14 protein-coding genes are annotated in these 16,929 nt (G+C 48.9%); 3 read left to right on the forward strand and 11 right to left on the reverse strand.

Going from position 1 to position 16,929, the window contains the following annotated elements; translation table 11 throughout:
• The first annotated feature begins 1 nt into the window (after position 1).
• Together EHO61_RS07240 and EHO61_RS07245 are read left to right on the forward strand one after the other, a co-directional pair.
• The gene (locus EHO61_RS07240) at positions 2–304 is read left to right on the forward strand and encodes a hypothetical protein (RefSeq protein ID WP_135812959.1); all 303 of its coding nucleotides are present in this window, start codon (positions 2–4) and stop codon (positions 302–304) included.
• Positions 305–310: 6 nt separating this feature from the next.
• Positions 311–1,294 (forward strand): alpha/beta fold hydrolase, encoded by a 984-nt coding sequence (locus EHO61_RS07245; RefSeq protein ID WP_135812960.1) that lies wholly within the window; start codon positions 311–313, stop codon positions 1,292–1,294.
• On the opposite strand, the gene pgsW is transcribed toward EHO61_RS07245, so the two are convergent.
• The 7 genes from pgsW to EHO61_RS07280 form a co-directional block, all read right to left on the reverse strand.
• A complete protein-coding gene (pgsW, locus tag EHO61_RS07250) occupies positions 1,291–2,409 on the reverse strand; it encodes a poly-gamma-glutamate system protein (protein WP_135812961.1) in 1,119 nt (372 codons plus the stop codon). The genes EHO61_RS07245 and pgsW overlap by 4 nt on opposite strands.
• Positions 2,406–2,888 (reverse strand): poly-gamma-glutamate biosynthesis protein PgsC, encoded by a 483-nt coding sequence (pgsC, locus tag EHO61_RS07255; protein ID WP_135812962.1) that lies wholly within the window; start codon positions 2,886–2,888, stop codon positions 2,406–2,408. The genes pgsW and pgsC overlap by 4 nt, the downstream gene beginning before the upstream one ends.
• Entirely contained in the window at positions 2,876–4,090 is a 1,215-nt protein-coding gene (gene pgsB / locus EHO61_RS07260) for a poly-gamma-glutamate synthase PgsB (protein WP_135812963.1), read from the reverse strand. Before pgsB ends, pgsC begins: the two co-directional genes overlap by 13 nt.
• 40 nt (positions 4,091–4,130) lie before the next feature.
• Entirely contained in the window at positions 4,131–5,738 is a 1,608-nt protein-coding gene (locus EHO61_RS07265) for a SpoIIE family protein phosphatase (protein WP_135812964.1), read from the reverse strand.
• Between the two features lie 36 nt (positions 5,739–5,774).
• Complete coding sequence (locus EHO61_RS07270; protein WP_135812965.1) at positions 5,775–7,295, reverse strand: PAS domain-containing sensor histidine kinase; 1,521 nt, start codon at positions 7,293–7,295, stop codon at positions 5,775–5,777.
• Positions 7,296–7,416: 121 nt separating this feature from the next.
• A complete protein-coding gene (locus tag EHO61_RS07275; RefSeq protein WP_425460341.1) occupies positions 7,417–7,770 on the reverse strand; it encodes an FKBP-type peptidyl-prolyl cis-trans isomerase in 354 nt (117 codons plus the stop codon).
• 59 nt (positions 7,771–7,829) lie between these two features.
• Positions 7,830–8,192, reverse strand: a complete 363-nt coding sequence (locus EHO61_RS07280; RefSeq protein WP_135812967.1) for an RNA recognition motif domain-containing protein — start codon at positions 8,190–8,192, stop codon at positions 7,830–7,832.
• 289 nt (positions 8,193–8,481) lie between these two features.
• On the opposite strand from EHO61_RS07280, the gene EHO61_RS07285 reads away from it, so the two are divergent.
• A complete protein-coding gene (locus EHO61_RS07285) occupies positions 8,482–10,821 on the forward strand; it encodes an inorganic phosphate transporter (protein ID WP_135812968.1) in 2,340 nt (779 codons plus the stop codon).
• Positions 10,822–10,869: 48 nt separating this feature from the next.
• Here EHO61_RS07285 and EHO61_RS07290 read toward each other — a convergent pair whose 3' ends face one another.
• From EHO61_RS07290 to EHO61_RS07305, 4 genes are all read right to left on the reverse strand, one after another.
• Positions 10,870–12,840, reverse strand: coding sequence for a TRAP transporter large permease subunit (locus EHO61_RS07290; protein ID WP_135812969.1), 1,971 nt, complete (start codon positions 12,838–12,840; stop codon positions 10,870–10,872).
• Positions 12,841–12,940: 100 nt separating this feature from the next.
• Entirely contained in the window at positions 12,941–13,957 is a 1,017-nt protein-coding gene (locus tag EHO61_RS07295; protein ID WP_135812970.1) for a putative solute-binding protein, read from the reverse strand.
• Between the two features lie 48 nt (positions 13,958–14,005).
• Positions 14,006–15,007 carry a hypothetical protein gene (locus tag EHO61_RS07300; RefSeq protein ID WP_135812971.1) on the reverse strand — a complete coding sequence of 334 codons (1,002 nt, stop codon included), beginning with the start codon at positions 15,005–15,007 and terminating at the stop codon, positions 14,006–14,008.
• Positions 15,008–15,157: 150 nt separating this feature from the next.
• Positions 15,158–16,762: an AfsR/SARP family transcriptional regulator gene (locus EHO61_RS07305; protein ID WP_135812972.1), complete on the reverse strand. Its 1,605-nt coding sequence runs from the start codon at positions 16,760–16,762 to the stop codon at positions 15,158–15,160.
• Positions 16,763–16,929 lie beyond the last annotated feature (167 nt).

Here is a 16,929-nt window from a genome sequence, read left to right on the forward strand (position 1 = left end):
AATGAAAGAAATCAGAGTCGCAGAGGAAGATCCGGAGACCTTCCTGAGAAAATTGAGAAAAGCGGTATCCGGGGGAGAACTCGGGACCCTGACGAGCTTCGATTTGAAAGGAGAGGATTTTTGCATCCGGTTTTCCGGACTGGGAGAATCCAGAATATGGTACAAATTGGAACGGCGCGAGGCCGGTTTTTCCGCCGTCAAAAGAAAGGAAAAGATCGCTTTACTCCACCACCCCTTTCGTGGCGAGATGGAAAAGAATCTGGGAAACATACTCCGCCGTTTAGGAGCGGAACTCTCGGAATGAAATCGAATGCTCGACAGATCTCAAGAACCGAAACTAGCCACCCTTCCGTCGGGCATCAGGATCGCGTACCGAAAATTCCAGGGAAAAAGTAGAATCCCCTTATTCTGCATCCACGGACTGACGGGAAATTTAAGAAATTTTGAACCGATTGCAAAAGGCCTATCCAAGAAAGGAATCACCGTAATCACTTACGATCTGCGCGGCAGGGGAAAATCGGACAAACCGGAAGGACAGTATTCGGCGAAAGTCCATGCGGAAGATCTAAAACAGCTTTCCGTAGTTTTGGGTTACAAACGCATCTCCGTTCTTTCCCACTCGTTGGGCTGCTGGATCACACTTCGTCTCGCGGAATCCCATCCCGAAATCCTGGAAAAAGCGGTGTTGGTTGACGGAGGCGGAGCGCTTTCCCCACAAAGGAAATTTTCCAACTTGTTGATGATCCGTTCGTCTTTGGCGCGTTTAGGTAAGACGGTACCGAGCAAGGAAGTCTACTTGGAGGAGGCCCGAAAATCCCCCATCCTTTCCGCTTGGAACGACGATATTCGGAATTTTCTGACCTATGAATTGGAACCGCTCGGAACTCTTTCCCCTTCTCTGAATCTTTCCAACGGATCAGGCCCGTTAGGCCCCGTCCGATGCTCCCTCCCTCCCTTCGTCGCGGAGTCCGAATTGGAAAGCATGGGAGGATCCATGGATCCGGCCAAGATTCTTCTCAAATTTTGCAAGGAACCTCTCCGAAGTTTCCGGATCCTGAAAGAGAATAACCGCCTTCCCTATTCCGCTCTGAACTGTCCGGTCTTAGCCGTTCGTGCGGGTAAACCGAACTTGAAGCCGGGAGACGAATTGCTGCCGGATTCCGCCATAAAAAAGATGGAGCGGGAAATTAAACTTTTCCGAGTTTTGGACATCCCGGACAAAAATCACTACGAAGTCGTGCTTCTGGAAGACGGAAGAAGAGATAAAGAAATTTATAATTTTCTAATTCACTAAATCGGAAAACCGGTGTCGGGATCCGCGGCGATTCTTCCTCCCGTTCGGAACAGTCCGTATATCAGGAATAGAATCGCGGACAAAACGACGCCGGCAAACCAACGGCTGTATTCCACCTTGGAAAAGATTTCGCCTTCTCCTCCTTTAGGAGTGGTTTTGGGTCGTAGGGGAAAACCGTATTTTTTCGCCAGTTCCTCGATCTCGATCAGATGAATGACCGGAATATCCTCCCGCAAAAAGCGGGTCATAACGGAATCGATCTTGTCTGCTCCGGGCAAAGAGGAAAGATTCAATCCCGGCTTAAAACTCTGCTTTCCCGCTCTCGTACCAACTGAGATCGTGCCTCCGCCTACGTTAACGTACGCTTGGATCCGTTCTCCCTTGGCCCCCTCCTTGAATTTACGCATTCTCTCCTCCACGCTGGACGTGAAGGAATTTCCGCTCAGTAGCGGCAGCGAATTACGTTTAACCGCTTCGTTTAATAGATTTTTCCCTTCCGAAGAAAGGCCAAGAGCCCTATCCTCCAACCCTCCGTAACTCAGCGCTAAGGATCTGTAAGGAAGTATCTTTTCCAGGAACAACACCCTTTCCATATCCGCCCAAAGAAATTCCGGATCGTTCGCTCCCCATTGCGAAGAGGAAAGGCTCGAAATCGGAACCAACTTTAAATGCAGAGCTTTCCCCGCCGCATACACACAGATATTCAAAGCGGGAAAGGATCCGGAAAGACCTACGGCAACGGTTCCGCCTTCGTTTACTCCTGCCTGTTTTAGGAATTCCACTACGAGTCCCGCGAAATTCGGATTTACCGAAGTTTGCTTTGCGGTCAAGGTTCCGGTATTACTGGTGACAGGCGTAAGGAAGGAACCGATAAGGCCGGAACGGGAAGGATCGAATTCCGAATCCGAGATTTTATTCTGCTCCTTTCTAAGTTCCCGGATTCTTTGGAATGCTTCTCCGGCCAATCTTGCCGCTTCCATCTTTTCCGAATAGTACGGTTGTTCTTTCCGGACTTTGAGGGTTTCGACCGCGAAAAGACACGATACGGAAACGGCAGCGATCAATAGATAAACTCGAATCGTAATCGAAGTCGGCCTCCAATAGATTTTCTTCAAGGCTGAAAATCTCCGCCTAAAATCACGATCAGCGCTAAACGCACGATTACGGACCCTGTAAGCAGCACGCATATCGTTTCCCATATCCCCTGTCTATCCATCCACAACGCGATTAAGCCCGGTATGATATGGCCCACTACCCTAGCTTCCTCCGAATCCGAAAGCGTCGGGGAAAAAGCTGAGAAGACAAGATGGTTTCTGTGCAGGAATTCCTGGACCAATGCTCCCAGGAGAAAGCCCGTCAAAAGTAGAAAAGCGGTCTTTCTCTTTCCATACAGGATTGTGACTCCGGAAACCAGCCTCCCGAAACCGAAAGTCAGACCTCCTAATGACAGGGTCATCAGAATATTGAGCGGTCTGTGCAATTGCAGCGCGATGTATCCTGGAACGACCAAACCTCCGGCGGCGATCCCGAAGAACTCCGCAAACGCCAAACTCACGAACAATCCGATTCCGATCGCGAGAGTCAGTAGATCCATGAATCCGATCCGATCCTTTCGCTTCTGTTTTTGAAAGCCTTGAGTAAGTCCAAACCCAATCCGCCGATATTTCCCATTCCTACGATCAGAGCGGATCTCTCCGGAAAATCCACCGCCCTTTCGAAAACTTCCGACTGCGCGGCGCTCTCCGCGATATGCATCTTGGAAAGTGGAACCCCGGTTTCCTCCGCTCCCTTTAAAAAGATATGAGTCCCCTCGCCGACTACCAAAAAAGAATCCGGCGACCTTTCCGACCAACGCCCCACTTCACGACCCAACTGTAAAGACCGGTCCGGACGATCCGCTCTGCAATGAACGATCGCTATCCTACGTTCTACGGAGGGAAAGGCGGCGACCGCTTTTTCCCAGATCCGTCTCGTCGCCGCCGGATCGTTGGCCGCGAACCCGTTGACGAAATAGATCCGCTTTCCGAAAAAATCCATTTTATGAGCCGTGGTAGCGCCTGGATCCGGTTCCGCCTTTTTCATCCCCTTCAGTGCCGTGGCTCGATCCACTCCGATCGATTCGCAGACCCTGAGAGCAAGAATTATGTTTTCCTTATGTTCTAAATAGGAAAAACCCCTCAAATCCTCTTTCGATACCGAATCGATGTCCTCTTTTTCCAAAGAAATCAATTCCGTGGACCGATCAGAACAGATATTTTTGATCAGCTCGGACAGCTCCGTCTCCGCACTGAACAATTTACGACCCGGCGGAATGCTTCCCCCTAAAGCTAAAGCTACCCCTCTTTTTCCCGGTCCCATGACGTCCAAATGATCCTCTCCCACGTTCGTAAGAACTCCATGGGTGGCCTGCACCAATCTGCTCTCCGAGATCCATTGATTCGCAGGATGCAAAGCCATACATTCCAGAACGACCGCACGGACGTTTTTCTCTGCCGCCATTTTAAGAATTTTAGATTGTTCTAATATATTTGCCTCGCCCCTACGGTAGACCGAAAATTCCTTACCGTCCGGTGCGATGATTCTGGGAGTCGTCCCCGTAGTCTTTGCCAATACGGTAATTCCTCCTTCCCTAAGCCCCGAAGCGATCAGTCTGGTCACGGAGCTTTTTCCCCTCGTACCGTTTACGTGAATTCGGATCGGAATACGATTCAGAATCGCTTTATGGTTTTCGTATTCCCAAACACCGTAGAGGCACAAGCACACAAGTATGAGAGTTAAGACCGCAATCCCCACCACTTAGACGACCTAACCTTTCCGGCCGAGGAGCCGAACAATCCTAGGATAAAGCCACGGATATAAGGGTGATATCATCCTGAGGCTCCCTCTTTCCGAGATGCGCTTTCATGTCCTTTAACATCCGATCATGAAGCGCCTTGCCTTCCAATCCGGATGTCTTATAGATCTCCTCTATCCTCTCTTCCCCGAACGGATGCTGCTCGGAATCGAACTCTTCGAAAATACCGTCTGTCACCATTAACAGCGAATCACCCGATTTATAAGTACGGAGCTCTTCTCCGAATTTCATTTCGCCACTTAAACCTACCAGAGAACCGGTTCGTTCCAAGAGCTGCGTCTCGTCGTTCGTTTTCCAAAAAACGGCGGGGTGACCAGCGGACGCGAATCTCAATTCCTTCCGATTCACGTCTATGTCCAATATAAAGCAGGAGAAATACATCTGAAGGCTGCGGAAATTCCTGCAATAATCCGTATTGATTCCGGTTAACAGTTCGGACGGAGAAACCGCCAAATATTTGATCGGCTCGCAAACCCCTTTGATCGTCATCGTCACAAGTGCCGCTTGGACTCCGTGTCCGGTCGCGTCCGCGAGCAGGATACGGAGTATTCCCGGGCGAACTTCGAATACGTCGTACCAATCCCCGCCCACGTCCATGACGGGAAGATAAGTAATGAAAGTGGACGCCCCCGAAATGGAAGTGTCGATCGGAGGCAGAAGGCTTTTTTGCACTCTTTGTGCCAGACTCAGTTCCTCTTTCATCAGCTTGTAGAACCGGGAAAGTTCTTTGGATCTTTCCCTCACCTGGTCCTCCAAATGGTGCAACAGATGGTTTCTTTCCCTATCGACCTGCCTCAATTTTTCAACGGTGTTTTTCAACTTTCTTTCGGTTCGGATCCTTTCCGTAACGTCTCTTACGATCAGCGTGAATCCGCTTCCGGAGGAAGTCCTCATTTTTGAAACGGATACTTCGAGGATCGGTTCCGTTCCATCTTTTCTTTTTCCGCGAAAGGGCCCGAAGATTCCCTTATCCGGAGTCTCGGAAAGTCTCTGTACGACGGTACTTCCCCATTTTTTATGTCTATCCGGAACTAGGAATTTGATATGCCTACGGATCACTTCCCAACTGCTGTACCCGAACAAAGCTTCCGCGGCGGGATTGATAAGCACGATTTCCATATCCGAATTCAAAGAAAGGATCGGTTCCAGAGAAGTTCGGACCAATTCGGAAAGTCTTTCTTCCGATTCCCTAAGTTTGACTTCTCCTAATTTTCTGGACGTAACATCCCGAAAATAAACGGCCAGATCGTCATGCGAGGGGAAAAGTCTGACTTCGTACCAAGTTCCGTCCGTAGGATCCAGTAGTTCCAAATCTTTATGGATTCCCGTCCGTCTCGCCTCCACGATCGACGGGAACAAAGGCGTTCCGGAAAATTGGGGGAGAATTTCCGTGATCCGTTTTCCGACCAGATTTTCGCGTAATACGTCCAGCAAATGTTCCGCTTCGAAGTTCGCGTAACCGATCCGAAGCTCTCCGTCCAAAGACAGGAACGCGTCGGTGATTCTCTCCAAAATTCGAATTACGTCCCGACGGGACGCGGATTGGAATGCCGCCTGCGGTCCGGAAAAATTTTTATCTGGCTCGGACATAAACGACCCTTAAAATTCTTCGAATCCGGAAGGTGGTCAAGAATTCTTTTCGGGTACGGGTAGGATTATATCGAAGCGGGCAAATTCCCCCTCCGTCGTTTCGAAATCGATTTCTCCGGCAAAATCCCGTATGATATCGTAACTAATGGAAAGCCCGAGCCCAATGCCGCTGGACGTAGCCTTCGTGGTAAAGAAGGGGTCGAAGATTTTGGATCGGTTTTCCTTTTTGATCCCGGCTCCTGTGTCCTCCACGGAGACTTTTACGTAACGCGCTTCTCCTCGCTTTACGACCGATTGGTAAATACGTATTTTCTTATTCGGATGGGAGTCCGGATATTTATCGTTCAGGGAATCCCGGGAGTTCGTAAGCAGATTCAGGAAAACTTGTTTGAGTTTATTCGGTTCCGCTTCGACGCCGGGAATCTCGGAGTCCAGACCAAGTTCCTGTAATCCTTCGATCGAAATTCCGTCCTTGATCATGAAAGGTAAAAGCAACTGGACGGAAGAGAATAGAATCTCACCCGTTTTGCATTCGATTCTAATGCGTTCCTCTTTATGGACGAAACCCAAAAGATTCCGAACAATGACGGAAATACGCTCGCTCTCCCGGATGATGATGTCCAAATTTTTTCGTAAATGCTCGTTTGTACCGATTTGGTCTCTCACTATCTCGGCGTAGTTCAGAATACCCGTCAACGGATTGTTGATTTCATGAGCCACTCCGGCGGCTAAAGTTCCGAGCGCTTCCAATTTTTGTCTGTGCTTCTGAAGTTCGATCCGTTTCAACTGATCCGCATCGGATTCCTTCAGCTCGGTTGTGTCGCTTATCAAAACGATAATCGAATAGATTTCCCCCAATCGAGTAACGGGAGAAACTCGCATAAAATAATGACGTTTTACGCCCGAAAAATCGCTCCATAGTTGCCAGGAAATCGGACTTTGCGTATCAATGACCTGCCGAAGCAAAGAACGAAACTTCGCCCCCTCGGAGGAATTCAAAACGGAATACACGTTTTTTCCGAGATACCGGTCCACGCTCGCCCCGCTCAGAGTCTTGCTTACGAATAATATATTCCCGTTTAGATCCAGAACCGCGACAGAATCCATTCCTTCTATCAAAAGGGATCTCCACCGATAGTCCGTATCCGGAAGTTCGTAATCCCGAAGGAGACCGTCTTCGTTCAGCTCCTGAAGTTGGACAAGGATCTTGCTTTGGTTTTGCTTCGTCATCAGGGTTTGGACTCGAACATAGACGTTCTTAAATCCGCTTTTGGTTTTGATTCTGGTCCGAAACCTTGTCGCGACGGATTCTTTGCCCGCCGATAGGCTCAGGAACAATTCCATAAAACTGTCGCGGTCGTCGGGATGCGCCAACTCGGACCACTTCAGATGTTCCTCCACTTCCGGTCTTAAAAAGCCAGAGAGGATTTCGAATTGCCGGTTGATTAACTCTAGGATTCCCGTAGGGCCTATCACAAGAGACGGAAGAGGCAATTGATCAAAGAGACCGTCCATGAAATCATGCGACTTCTCTAATAAGTTTCCGTCTTTCCCCACCGTGAGATCCCCTATACTATTTGAGGGGCGGGAAGAATAAAATATTACAATATCGTAAAAAAATTAAAATGCGGAGACCGGCGGCTCGATGACAAGAGCTCGCCGGTTTGACATAAAAATGTCAGTATACCTTCAGCAATTCCACTTCGAAGATTAGGGTGGAATTGGGCGGGATATCGGCTCCTGCCCCTCTGGATCCGTATCCTAGCTCCGGAGGGATGGTCAGTTTTCTGATTCCACCTTCCTTCATTCCTTGGACTCCCTTATCCCAACCCCTGATCACTTGACCGGACCCTAGATCGAAATTGAAAGGTTGGCCGCGGTCCTTGGAACTATCGAATTTTTTGCCGTTCGTCAACCATCCGGTATAATGAACGGTTACGTTAGAACCGTTAAAGGCTTCCTTGCCCGTACCTTTCTTGATATCCTTTACGACTAGCCCCTGAGCTTGAGAGAATACAATCCCCGCACCCATCGAAAGGACCAAGCCGATCAGAATAAAAACGGAAACTCTCACGTTGATTCCTTTTTTTGTCATTTTCCTCTACCACCTGTGCGCCGGATACCCGAGCCGGAAAATCCTCCTTTCGTTTGGCTACCGAGTACTTTCGTACCTCCGCTGCCTCCCTTTATGGACTGCTTTTTCTCGAACTCTTTCTTCCATTCTTCCGAATCTACGACTGCCAGGGTTTTTCCTGAAATTTCTTTTTTATTCAGAGCATTTAAAGCCTTTTTGGCGGATTCGTCCTCCATTTCCAACGACCCGTATCCCAAAGAGCGTCCGGTCAGCTTATCTCTTTTGATCGAAATGTGCTGGGTTTCTCCGAACTCGGAAAACAATTTTCGTATGTCCTCTTCGGACCAATCCTGGGGAAGATTTCCCACGGAAATTTTCATATCGCCTCCTGATTCTTTCTTTAACGACGATTCCGTTCCGTCCCGCTCCAAAGAAAGCGGGCCTTTGTGGATCCATTCTTTAGGATCGGTCGGAATCTGAAACTCGAATTCCGATGTTCCGTTTTGAAAATCGAGACCTTCCTCATCCTTCGGAACCGTCCGCGTAAAAAGTAAAATCCCTGAAATGAAGACCCCCAAAATTTAGGTTGTGGCGACCTCTCGTCCGCAGAATATTCAAAAAACGACCCTTCGGGCCCGTCCGACCCGACGAAGGTAGGTACTTACCAATATGGATATTTTTCTGATCATCGTAGGAGTCATGTGCATCCTTGGAGTGATGGACCTCGTCGTAGGGGTCTCTAACGACGCGGTGAATTTTACGAACTCTGCGGTGGGTGCTAGAGCCGCTTCCCGCCGGTCTATCCTGATCATCGCATCCATCGGAGTGTTGGTCGGAGCCATGAGTTCCAGCGGAATGATGGAAGTCGCCAGAAAAGGGATTTTTCGACCGGAATACTTCACTCTGGCGGAGTTGATGTTTCTCTTTTTGGCGGTAATGGTCGCTGATATCATCCTTCTGGATCTTTATAATACCTTAGGACTTCCCACATCCACGACGGTTTCCTTGGTCTTCGAATTGCTCGGCGCCTCTCTGGCGATCGCATTCCTAAAGACGGAAACCCCGAACGACGCCTTCAGAATCATCAACGCGGAAAGTGCCCTCAAAATCATCTTCGGAATCGTACTCTCGGTCATTCTTGCTTTTTTTGCCGGAATGATCCTCATGTTTCTCTTCCGTCTAGTCTTCAGTTTCAAATTGGAAAAAACCATCCGTCGCTTCGGCGGCGTGTTCGCGGGATTGGCTACGACTACCGTTTTATTCTTCGTACTTTTGACGGCGATGAAAGGCTCCACTCTGATCGGTAAAGACATGCTGAAATGGATGGACCTTCACTTCGGTCGGATCCTTCTTTTTTCCTTCATCGGGTTTTCGGTGCTCTTCCAAATTCTGGTACTTTCCGGTAGAAACGTTCTTAAATTCGTGGTGCTCCTGGGAACGGCGGCTCTCGCCATGGCTTTTGCCAGCAACGACTTGGTGAATTTCATCGGAGTTCCCATCGCGAGCCTCCAAACGCACGAATTGATCCGATCCTCCAACGGGGATCCGGGTGCGCTGGCGATCGGTCTGGCGGGAGAAGTCCCCACGCCGAACCTTCTACTGTTCCTCGCCGCTCTCGTAATGATCATCTCTCTCTTCCGTTCCAAGAAAGCGGAAACGGTTACGCTGACGGAAGTCAACCTGGGTTCCCAAGGAGAAACGATCGAAACGTTTCAGACCAGCTTAGCGGCAAGAGTATTCGTTCAGATAGCGTTAGGAATCTACCGACCTCTTCGCGCCATTCTTCCGAAATCCTTACGTTCTTGGATCGCGGAAAGGATGAAAAACAACGCCGCCGACGACATCGTGCGGATCCACGAGTCGGACGCCTTCGATCTCTTACGCGCGTCGGTCAATATCCTGATCGCCTCCGGTCTAATCCTGATCGGAACCATGCAAAAGCTTCCGCTTTCCACCACCTTCGTCACCTTCATGGTAGCGATGGGAACGTCTCTTGCCGACGGCGCTTGGCAGAAGGAAAACGCAATCCACCGAGTCAGCGGGGTACTGACCGTCGTAGGCGGTTGGTTCATGACTGCGATCTTTGCGTCCGTGCTTGGCGGGGTCATTGCGGTTTCCTTCTTTTATTTCGGGTTCGCTGCGGTGGTGGGAATCCTCGCCTTGACTCTTTTCCTCGTCGTCCTATTCGCGAAAGTGCACGGGCAACGAAAAGCGTCCTACGACGAGAGCGTGGAAAAGTTGGTCAACCTGACCAAGCATCCGGAAAAGGCCTTGGCCAAAACCATTTCCTCCATTTCGGGGAGCCTCATCCTCGCCAAGAAGGCGATGAACAACGTCTGCTCCGGATACATCAACGGTAAAAAGAAGGATTTCAAGCAAACGGGTAGACTTTTAAAAAACCTGAAAAAGACGTACGAGAGTTCGATATCCGGCTTTCTGACTTTGGCGGAAAGACACTTCGACGAAAGCGAATTCCAATCCATCCATCCGATGACCGGCGCTCTCGGTTATATTGATCGGATCTCCGAAAATATTTCGAACATACTCAGAAGCAGTTCGAACAGCATAGATTCCCATCGCACCGCGTTGAACAGGGACGAACGAGAGGATCTGAAAGACCTACGCAAACTTGCCGAGGAAGGGTTCGAACTTTTGGTGGATTCCGATAAGATTCCTAGCTTGTTGGAAAAAGCCAGATCCAAAAAGAAACTCAAAGAGCTCTCCGATATCAAAATCCGGATTTATAAAAACCAGATGAAACGGATCCGGAAGGGAGAAAGCAAACTGAAGTCCAGCGTCGCCTATTTCGTAATCGTCGAGGAGCTGGTGGACATCAACGAAAACCTAATGGCCCTCGCCGAAGAATTGGGACAGGTGATCCCCTGGGCGGAAAGTAAGAAAAGGGCCCTGCAAAGGTCGGCTCCCCATACAAGCAACGGCAAAATTTCAGCGTTTCCGCCTCCACCGGAAGGAAAGCAGAAGAAAAAGAAGAAGAAACAGAAGACCTAAAAAAGAAACCCGCCTAAGAGCGGGTTTTCGATTTTTATCCTGCCTCTTTCAACCGAATAGGATCGGCCCGAAAGCGGTTACGAGTAACGTGAGAAAAAGCACTACGATCGGGATAACGATATGCTCGTGTCTTCCGAGAAATCCCTTTCCGTCCAGGGTCGTATCCTTTACCAAAAGTTCCCGGACGACGTGTTTCGTAAGCAGATGGTTTAAGGCTACGGGAGGAGTTAGATATCCCAATTCGAAGGAAACGAGCGCGGTCATCCAGAAATTCAAAGGATGAATTCCGTTGGCCTTCGCGATCGGATAGAGGGTAACGGAAACCAGAATCACCGCTCCGTACGGATCCATCAGCATCCCGATAATTACTAATGCGATCGTCAGCACCACCATCGCGGAAATCGGAGAACCCAATTGTGTGGGAAATAGATTGATGACCTCGGATCTTTCGAACACTCCTCCCATACAGGCGGAAAGCCCCATAAGCAGTAAAAGAGCGCCTAGGTGGGATCCCGCGTCGTACGAAGTCCTGGAAAGTTTTACCGCTTCTCTCGCAGGCTCGGTGATGGGATGCGAAGATTTGGATAGTTTATAATCTATGGACAATAACGCGAGCATCGCAAGAGGCAGAATGTACGGTGCGGTATGTTCGTCGAAATGCGTACCCAAGCCTAAAACGATGATGAGAACGATGGAAACCGAAACCAGCATATAGATGCTGAAAGGCTTAAACGCTTTCCAGGTTTGTTGCCACGCGTCTGCCGCGGGACGGATTTTCCAGGATTCCTTTCTCGTAAACCAGCTCACCAATAGGAAAAGGCTGGAAGAAACCGCAAAGACCCTCCAACCCCAATGGAACAGTTCGTCCGTCGTTACGTCTAGGTTCAAGGACGCAACGATGACAACGAGTAGACAAGGAGGTAAAACCACTCCGAGACTTCCGGACATGGCTGTCGCAGCAAGAGCCCGTTCCTGTGTGGCGCCCGCCCTTCTCAACTCCGTAAAAATCGTGGCGCCTAAGGCAAGCACTACGATTCCGGACGCTCCGCTGTAGGCCGTGGGAAGAGCCGCTACCACCACGATGATTACCGCCATTAATTCCGAAGGAAGTTTCCACGGATTCAGAAGATCGAAAAATCTGTGTCCTAAAGAAGTGTCCCGAAGGAGAATTCCCGTCCATACATACAATCCGATCTGGATGTAAAGAGTCGCATGAGCCGTTAACTTTTGTAGGTAGATCGCCAAGCCCGCCGGATGGTGTTCTAAAACGAAAAAATACAGACCGCAAACGAAAGCCATCCAGCAATACAGGGGAATACAAAGAAGTATGTGTGCGAAGTTTCCTTTCTTTTCCTCGCTTTCTTTTCCCGGAGCGAAGACCGGATGACGGAGATTGTACAGATTCAAAAAAGATAAAAAGGCCAAACCTGAAATCCATAGGACTTGGATCTGTGCCTCGACTCCTTTTTGGAGGGGAAGCATGTAAGCCGCGGAGACCAGAACGATCAGGTTCGCCACGATCTGACTGAGTTCGGTTACGAATTCTTCTCTAAAATTCTCGGGGTTCCGTAGAGCGATATGGTATCTTCTCGTTGTGGAAACGGTCCCTGCAACTAGGAGAAGAACGACCATCGTCATCGGAATATAATCCGTAGCAAAAATCGTAATCCAGGAAAGGCGCCTTTCTATACCGCAGTACGTCGCTTGGGTCCAGGTCAGATTCGCCGCCAGCTTTGCCAATTCCAACTGGGTTTCCGTGGGTCCGGAGGAGGAACTCTGCTTGGCGGTGGATCCCATGTCCAGCTCTTCCAAAAGCTCGGAGTCGGACTCGCTTACTTCCGCTCTTTGGTCGCCGGTTGCGGTGAGACCTGCCATGCAGACATTCCGGATCATCGCGTATTCGGGCCAAATACTTCCCCCCAGCCCTAAGAGCCTAGCTTGTACGAGCTGGGCCCCGCTCTGGATCAAAGGTACGAAAAGGAAAAACAATACGGACCAGGAAACGATCTTTCTCCACATATGAAACTCTATCCTCGGGATTTGCGGTCGATTGAAGGTCGCGGGAAAAAGGATTTTCCGCGACCGAATTTTATTTTAATTTTATGGAATGGAAATCGGCTTATTCCAAATTATCGGAACATTCCGTCGCGCTCGAGTCCGCCTTGCAACGAACTCCCTTCATCAGCTTTAAGATCGCGGGGTGGTATACTTTCTTATCGCGTAATTTGATGCGGACTTCCCTGAATTTTTCGAAATAATTTTTGGCCAATTCCTTGGGGACTTCCAGCCAGAATTTTGCCGGAATCTCCTGCTCCGCCCTTTTGGTCAAAGCGAGCATGGAATCGAATTGGGATGAGGCCCAGCTTCTGGAGGTATTTCCGAAATTTTCCGGAAAATCCTTATGCCGTGCCACGATCTGGAAGGTCAATTGACCGATGGGAAAACGGACGATACCTCCATTCGGAGAAATTCCCTTCATGAGTTCCAAAGGTTTGATCCCTATGGCGGGAGAATAACAAGCATCCGCCCTTCCGTTATTAAAAATACCGGCAAAGGTGGCGATCTCCGCCGGAACCATGGAAGCGCCGACGATGTCCACCATCGTAGTGGCTGCCTGGTCGTAGGTCAAAGTTGCGATCTTTTTGCCTGCCAAATCCTTGATATCTTTTAGATTTTTATCCCTAAGCAAAAGATACACTGCCCCGCCCGGAAACATGGCCATGGTTTCGTAGTCTCCGTCCACGTTCAACTTGCGTGCCTTCGGGTTGGCTAAAACTTCTATCGTTCTATGCAAAAGATCGTAACTAGGAAGCGCCCCGATCGCCTCGATGGATCCGGATTGAGGAACGTAACCGCGAACCCGTAAGGAGGTCAGGAATGCCATATGACATTTGCCCGCTTTAAAATCGCTGTTTGCCACCACCTCGTCGGTATAGGCTTTGAGATCCAGACGGATCCCCCAAGTGAGAGCTTGTGCTTGGTATCTCTGTGCGGATTTGTACACATCCCCATGAGCGCCGGAAGGATCGAAGACGCACATCGTGCGATCCACCGCCTCCGCCGCATCCGCATTCCGTAGCCCGACCGGACTTCCGAATGCGGACAAAATCGCCGCAAGTAATATCAGTTTTTTCATTTTCATTTTCTCCTACTCTTTCGGAACCCCGCTTCGAATCCCGAAAGTCTATAAGTCCTTTAATAAATCGTCGTCTTCTTTCGCGTTCTTACGCTTCCCGCCCGGGAATTGACCGAAATGGATCGGCCCCCTATGTCCGGTTTCTTTCACCCAAATTTTATCCGACTCGTGACGGGACAAACTCTCTGCAAACGTCTCCAACAAACGGAATTCCTTTTTGGGGGGAGACTGCTCCAGAGATTTTGCATGTTCCTGGATCAGCTTTTTCATCAATTCCAGATTTCCTCTTCCGGCCACGCCTTGGAGTTGGAAAGCGCGGGAAAGTCTGACTCCCGCTTGGTCACCCATCCGAACCGCTTCCTCCAATTGCTTAAATGCGTCCTTTCCTTCCGGAGTGGCGCCGGGAACCGAAAGCCAAACCACCGCCTCGAAGGCCAAAGGCGTTCCCCACCATTTCTTAGGTTCCAGACATTTGGAAGCCTGAGAAACCACGGAAGGGATTTCCGTCGTAATACCCGCATATCCTTGTGCCGCACGATCGTGCAAGATCGCAAGCAAACCGGAAGCCAAGCCCACCATAAAATAGAATTCTTCCTCGTCGTTCATAGAGGGGCATTTGCCCTTCCATTCTCCGAAATATTGCAAAAAGCGATTATAGGAGTCCCCGTATCTTTTTGCCGCCAGCCCGTGTTGGCGGATCTGAACGGCTTGGAAATCGGAGGCTTCTTCTCCTTTCCCTTTTTTTACTGCCGCTAAATAAGAAAGTTCCGCTTCCTGAGCTTTACGTTCCGCACAGATGCCTGCTCCCATCTGCGCGACCATTACGGGCAATTCCACGGATGTCCCTACTCTTTCGAAAGAAGCAATGAGGGGTCCTAAAGCTGTACCGCCGGTACAAACGGAATCGATATCATCCGAAGCCAAAAGATAAGGAACGAGATTGTCTGCGGCATACGAATTCAGAGTTCGTCCGGTGACGCGATATACGAGGGAACAGTTGAAAACGTTTATTGTAACAATCGTTACAAAAAAAAGAATGAGTTTCTTCATGACGAAATAGGATGTGCTTTCCAAATAGAGATAGGGGAACTGTGGAAAACCTATGGAAAGGAGGATGTTCCGTCCAACTATTTTTTTTCTAATGATTGTTTTATTCTAAAATCGCGGTCGGGAACGATAAGGGCCCAAATTGTTCGCTTTTTAAGCAACCGAATTTGCGGTTCGGATCTTTTCGACCAGCGCAACCGTATCCTGCTCCGGTTCCACTCCTAGTTCCTTTTTTAAGATCTTTTTTAAATCCTCGAATTTTCTGAGGGCTTCGTTCTTCCTGTCTAACAATTGCAAAGCCTCGAAATGGTATCTCCAGGCTCTTTCATCCAAATCGTCCAACCGAATCCAGCTTTCGGAATCCAGAAACAGGCCTTCAGCATTCGCACTCTTTTGGGAAGATTCGCAAAGGATCCGGTACGTTTCGATTAGGCTTTTTCTTAAATAGTCCCGCTTTACGTCGGATTCCGGAAAATACAGATCGAATTCGAAAAAATCCCCTCTGTAGTGCTCCTGCGCATTTCTGAATCCTGCAAGAGCCTCTCCTTCCTTCTTATTTCTCAACAAGCGATTGGCCTGCTCCAATTCCCTTTCGAATTCCGAAAAATCCACGATCACCAGATCTGGATGAAAATACAGTCTGTCTTCCGCAAAAACCAAGGCTTCCGGATTTCCCAGAATCTTGCGCAATCGGAACAATAGAGCGTGCAGGCTATTCAGCGCATTCTTTTCCGACATTCCGGGCCACAGGTTCTCCAGCAATTCCTCCTTATGGATTCCTTTTCCATAACGAACCACAAGTAGCTTAATGAGCTTCAGAAGTTTCTTTTTGCTGGAATATTCCGAAGGGGGGATTTTCTTTCCGTCCAATTCCAGCTCTAGAGGCCCCATCGTTTTGATTTTCAGGATTTGCGAATTGGATTCTTTCTTACGGGTCGCGACCTTATCCGTTGAAAAATCCGATCGGACAACCTCTCCGCTCTTATCCTGCGGCGATTTCGGACCGGATATCGGGGGCTCATCGAACGGGGACTTTAACCATTTCGAAATCGATTCCTTGAATTCCAGACGCACCTCCCGTTCGGATTTGTTCACAGTCAAGAAGCTATCCACCGAGAACATCAGGATGAGAAAACTGAAATGAGAGGTGTAAGGGAGAGGCAGGACGTCGGTAGAAACCAGAATGTCCATAATGACGGAAGAGCAGAATAGAAAAAGACCGAAGAGAAGAAACGGATTCTTAAAATGATTTTTCCGGAATTGGTTCATAACTTTGAACAAGGTCCAGAAGATCATCAACATTCCGGAAAGATACAGGTACTGGACCAGGATCGGCTGCTTGGTTTCGTAAATGACGATACCTAGAGCGGGAAAACTTCTAGGATGAGACAACTGCATCGTGTATGCGTTCGGATCTGTGACCAGTATCCCGGAAAGTAGAAGGTTCAAAAAGATATAGAGGTAGGTGAAATCCCGGCTAAAAATCCTCCGGTAACTATTCACGAACAACACTAGAGACGTGCCGAAAAAAGGGACCGCGGTATTTTCCAATCTCTCCCAGACCAACGCTTTTTGAGCGCTTTCCGCATTGATGGTTTGTATAAAAAAGAAAAGATATGCTCCGTAGGAAATTTGCAAAAATGCGAAGTGGAGCAAATAAACCTGCTTTCGGTTCCGGAAAAAAAGAACCAAATGGTGAAAGGTTCTGTAAACCAGAACCGTAACGACCAAATAGCAGGAGAGTTGGTAATATGTCATGATCGACTTTCCTTTTCTATCTCACAAGGATTCCTGCAACCCATTTCTTAGAAGGAGACAAATTTTGTGAATAAATGCTCACAATTTACGACGTCCATCGCTATTTCAAATCGCAATTCTGAATTTATCCGAATCTAAAATACGGAGGGAACAGGAATAGAAGGAAT

Source organism: Leptospira fluminis, assembly GCF_004771275.1.
GTDB lineage: Bacteria > Spirochaetota > Leptospiria > Leptospirales > Leptospiraceae > Leptospira_B > Leptospira_B fluminis.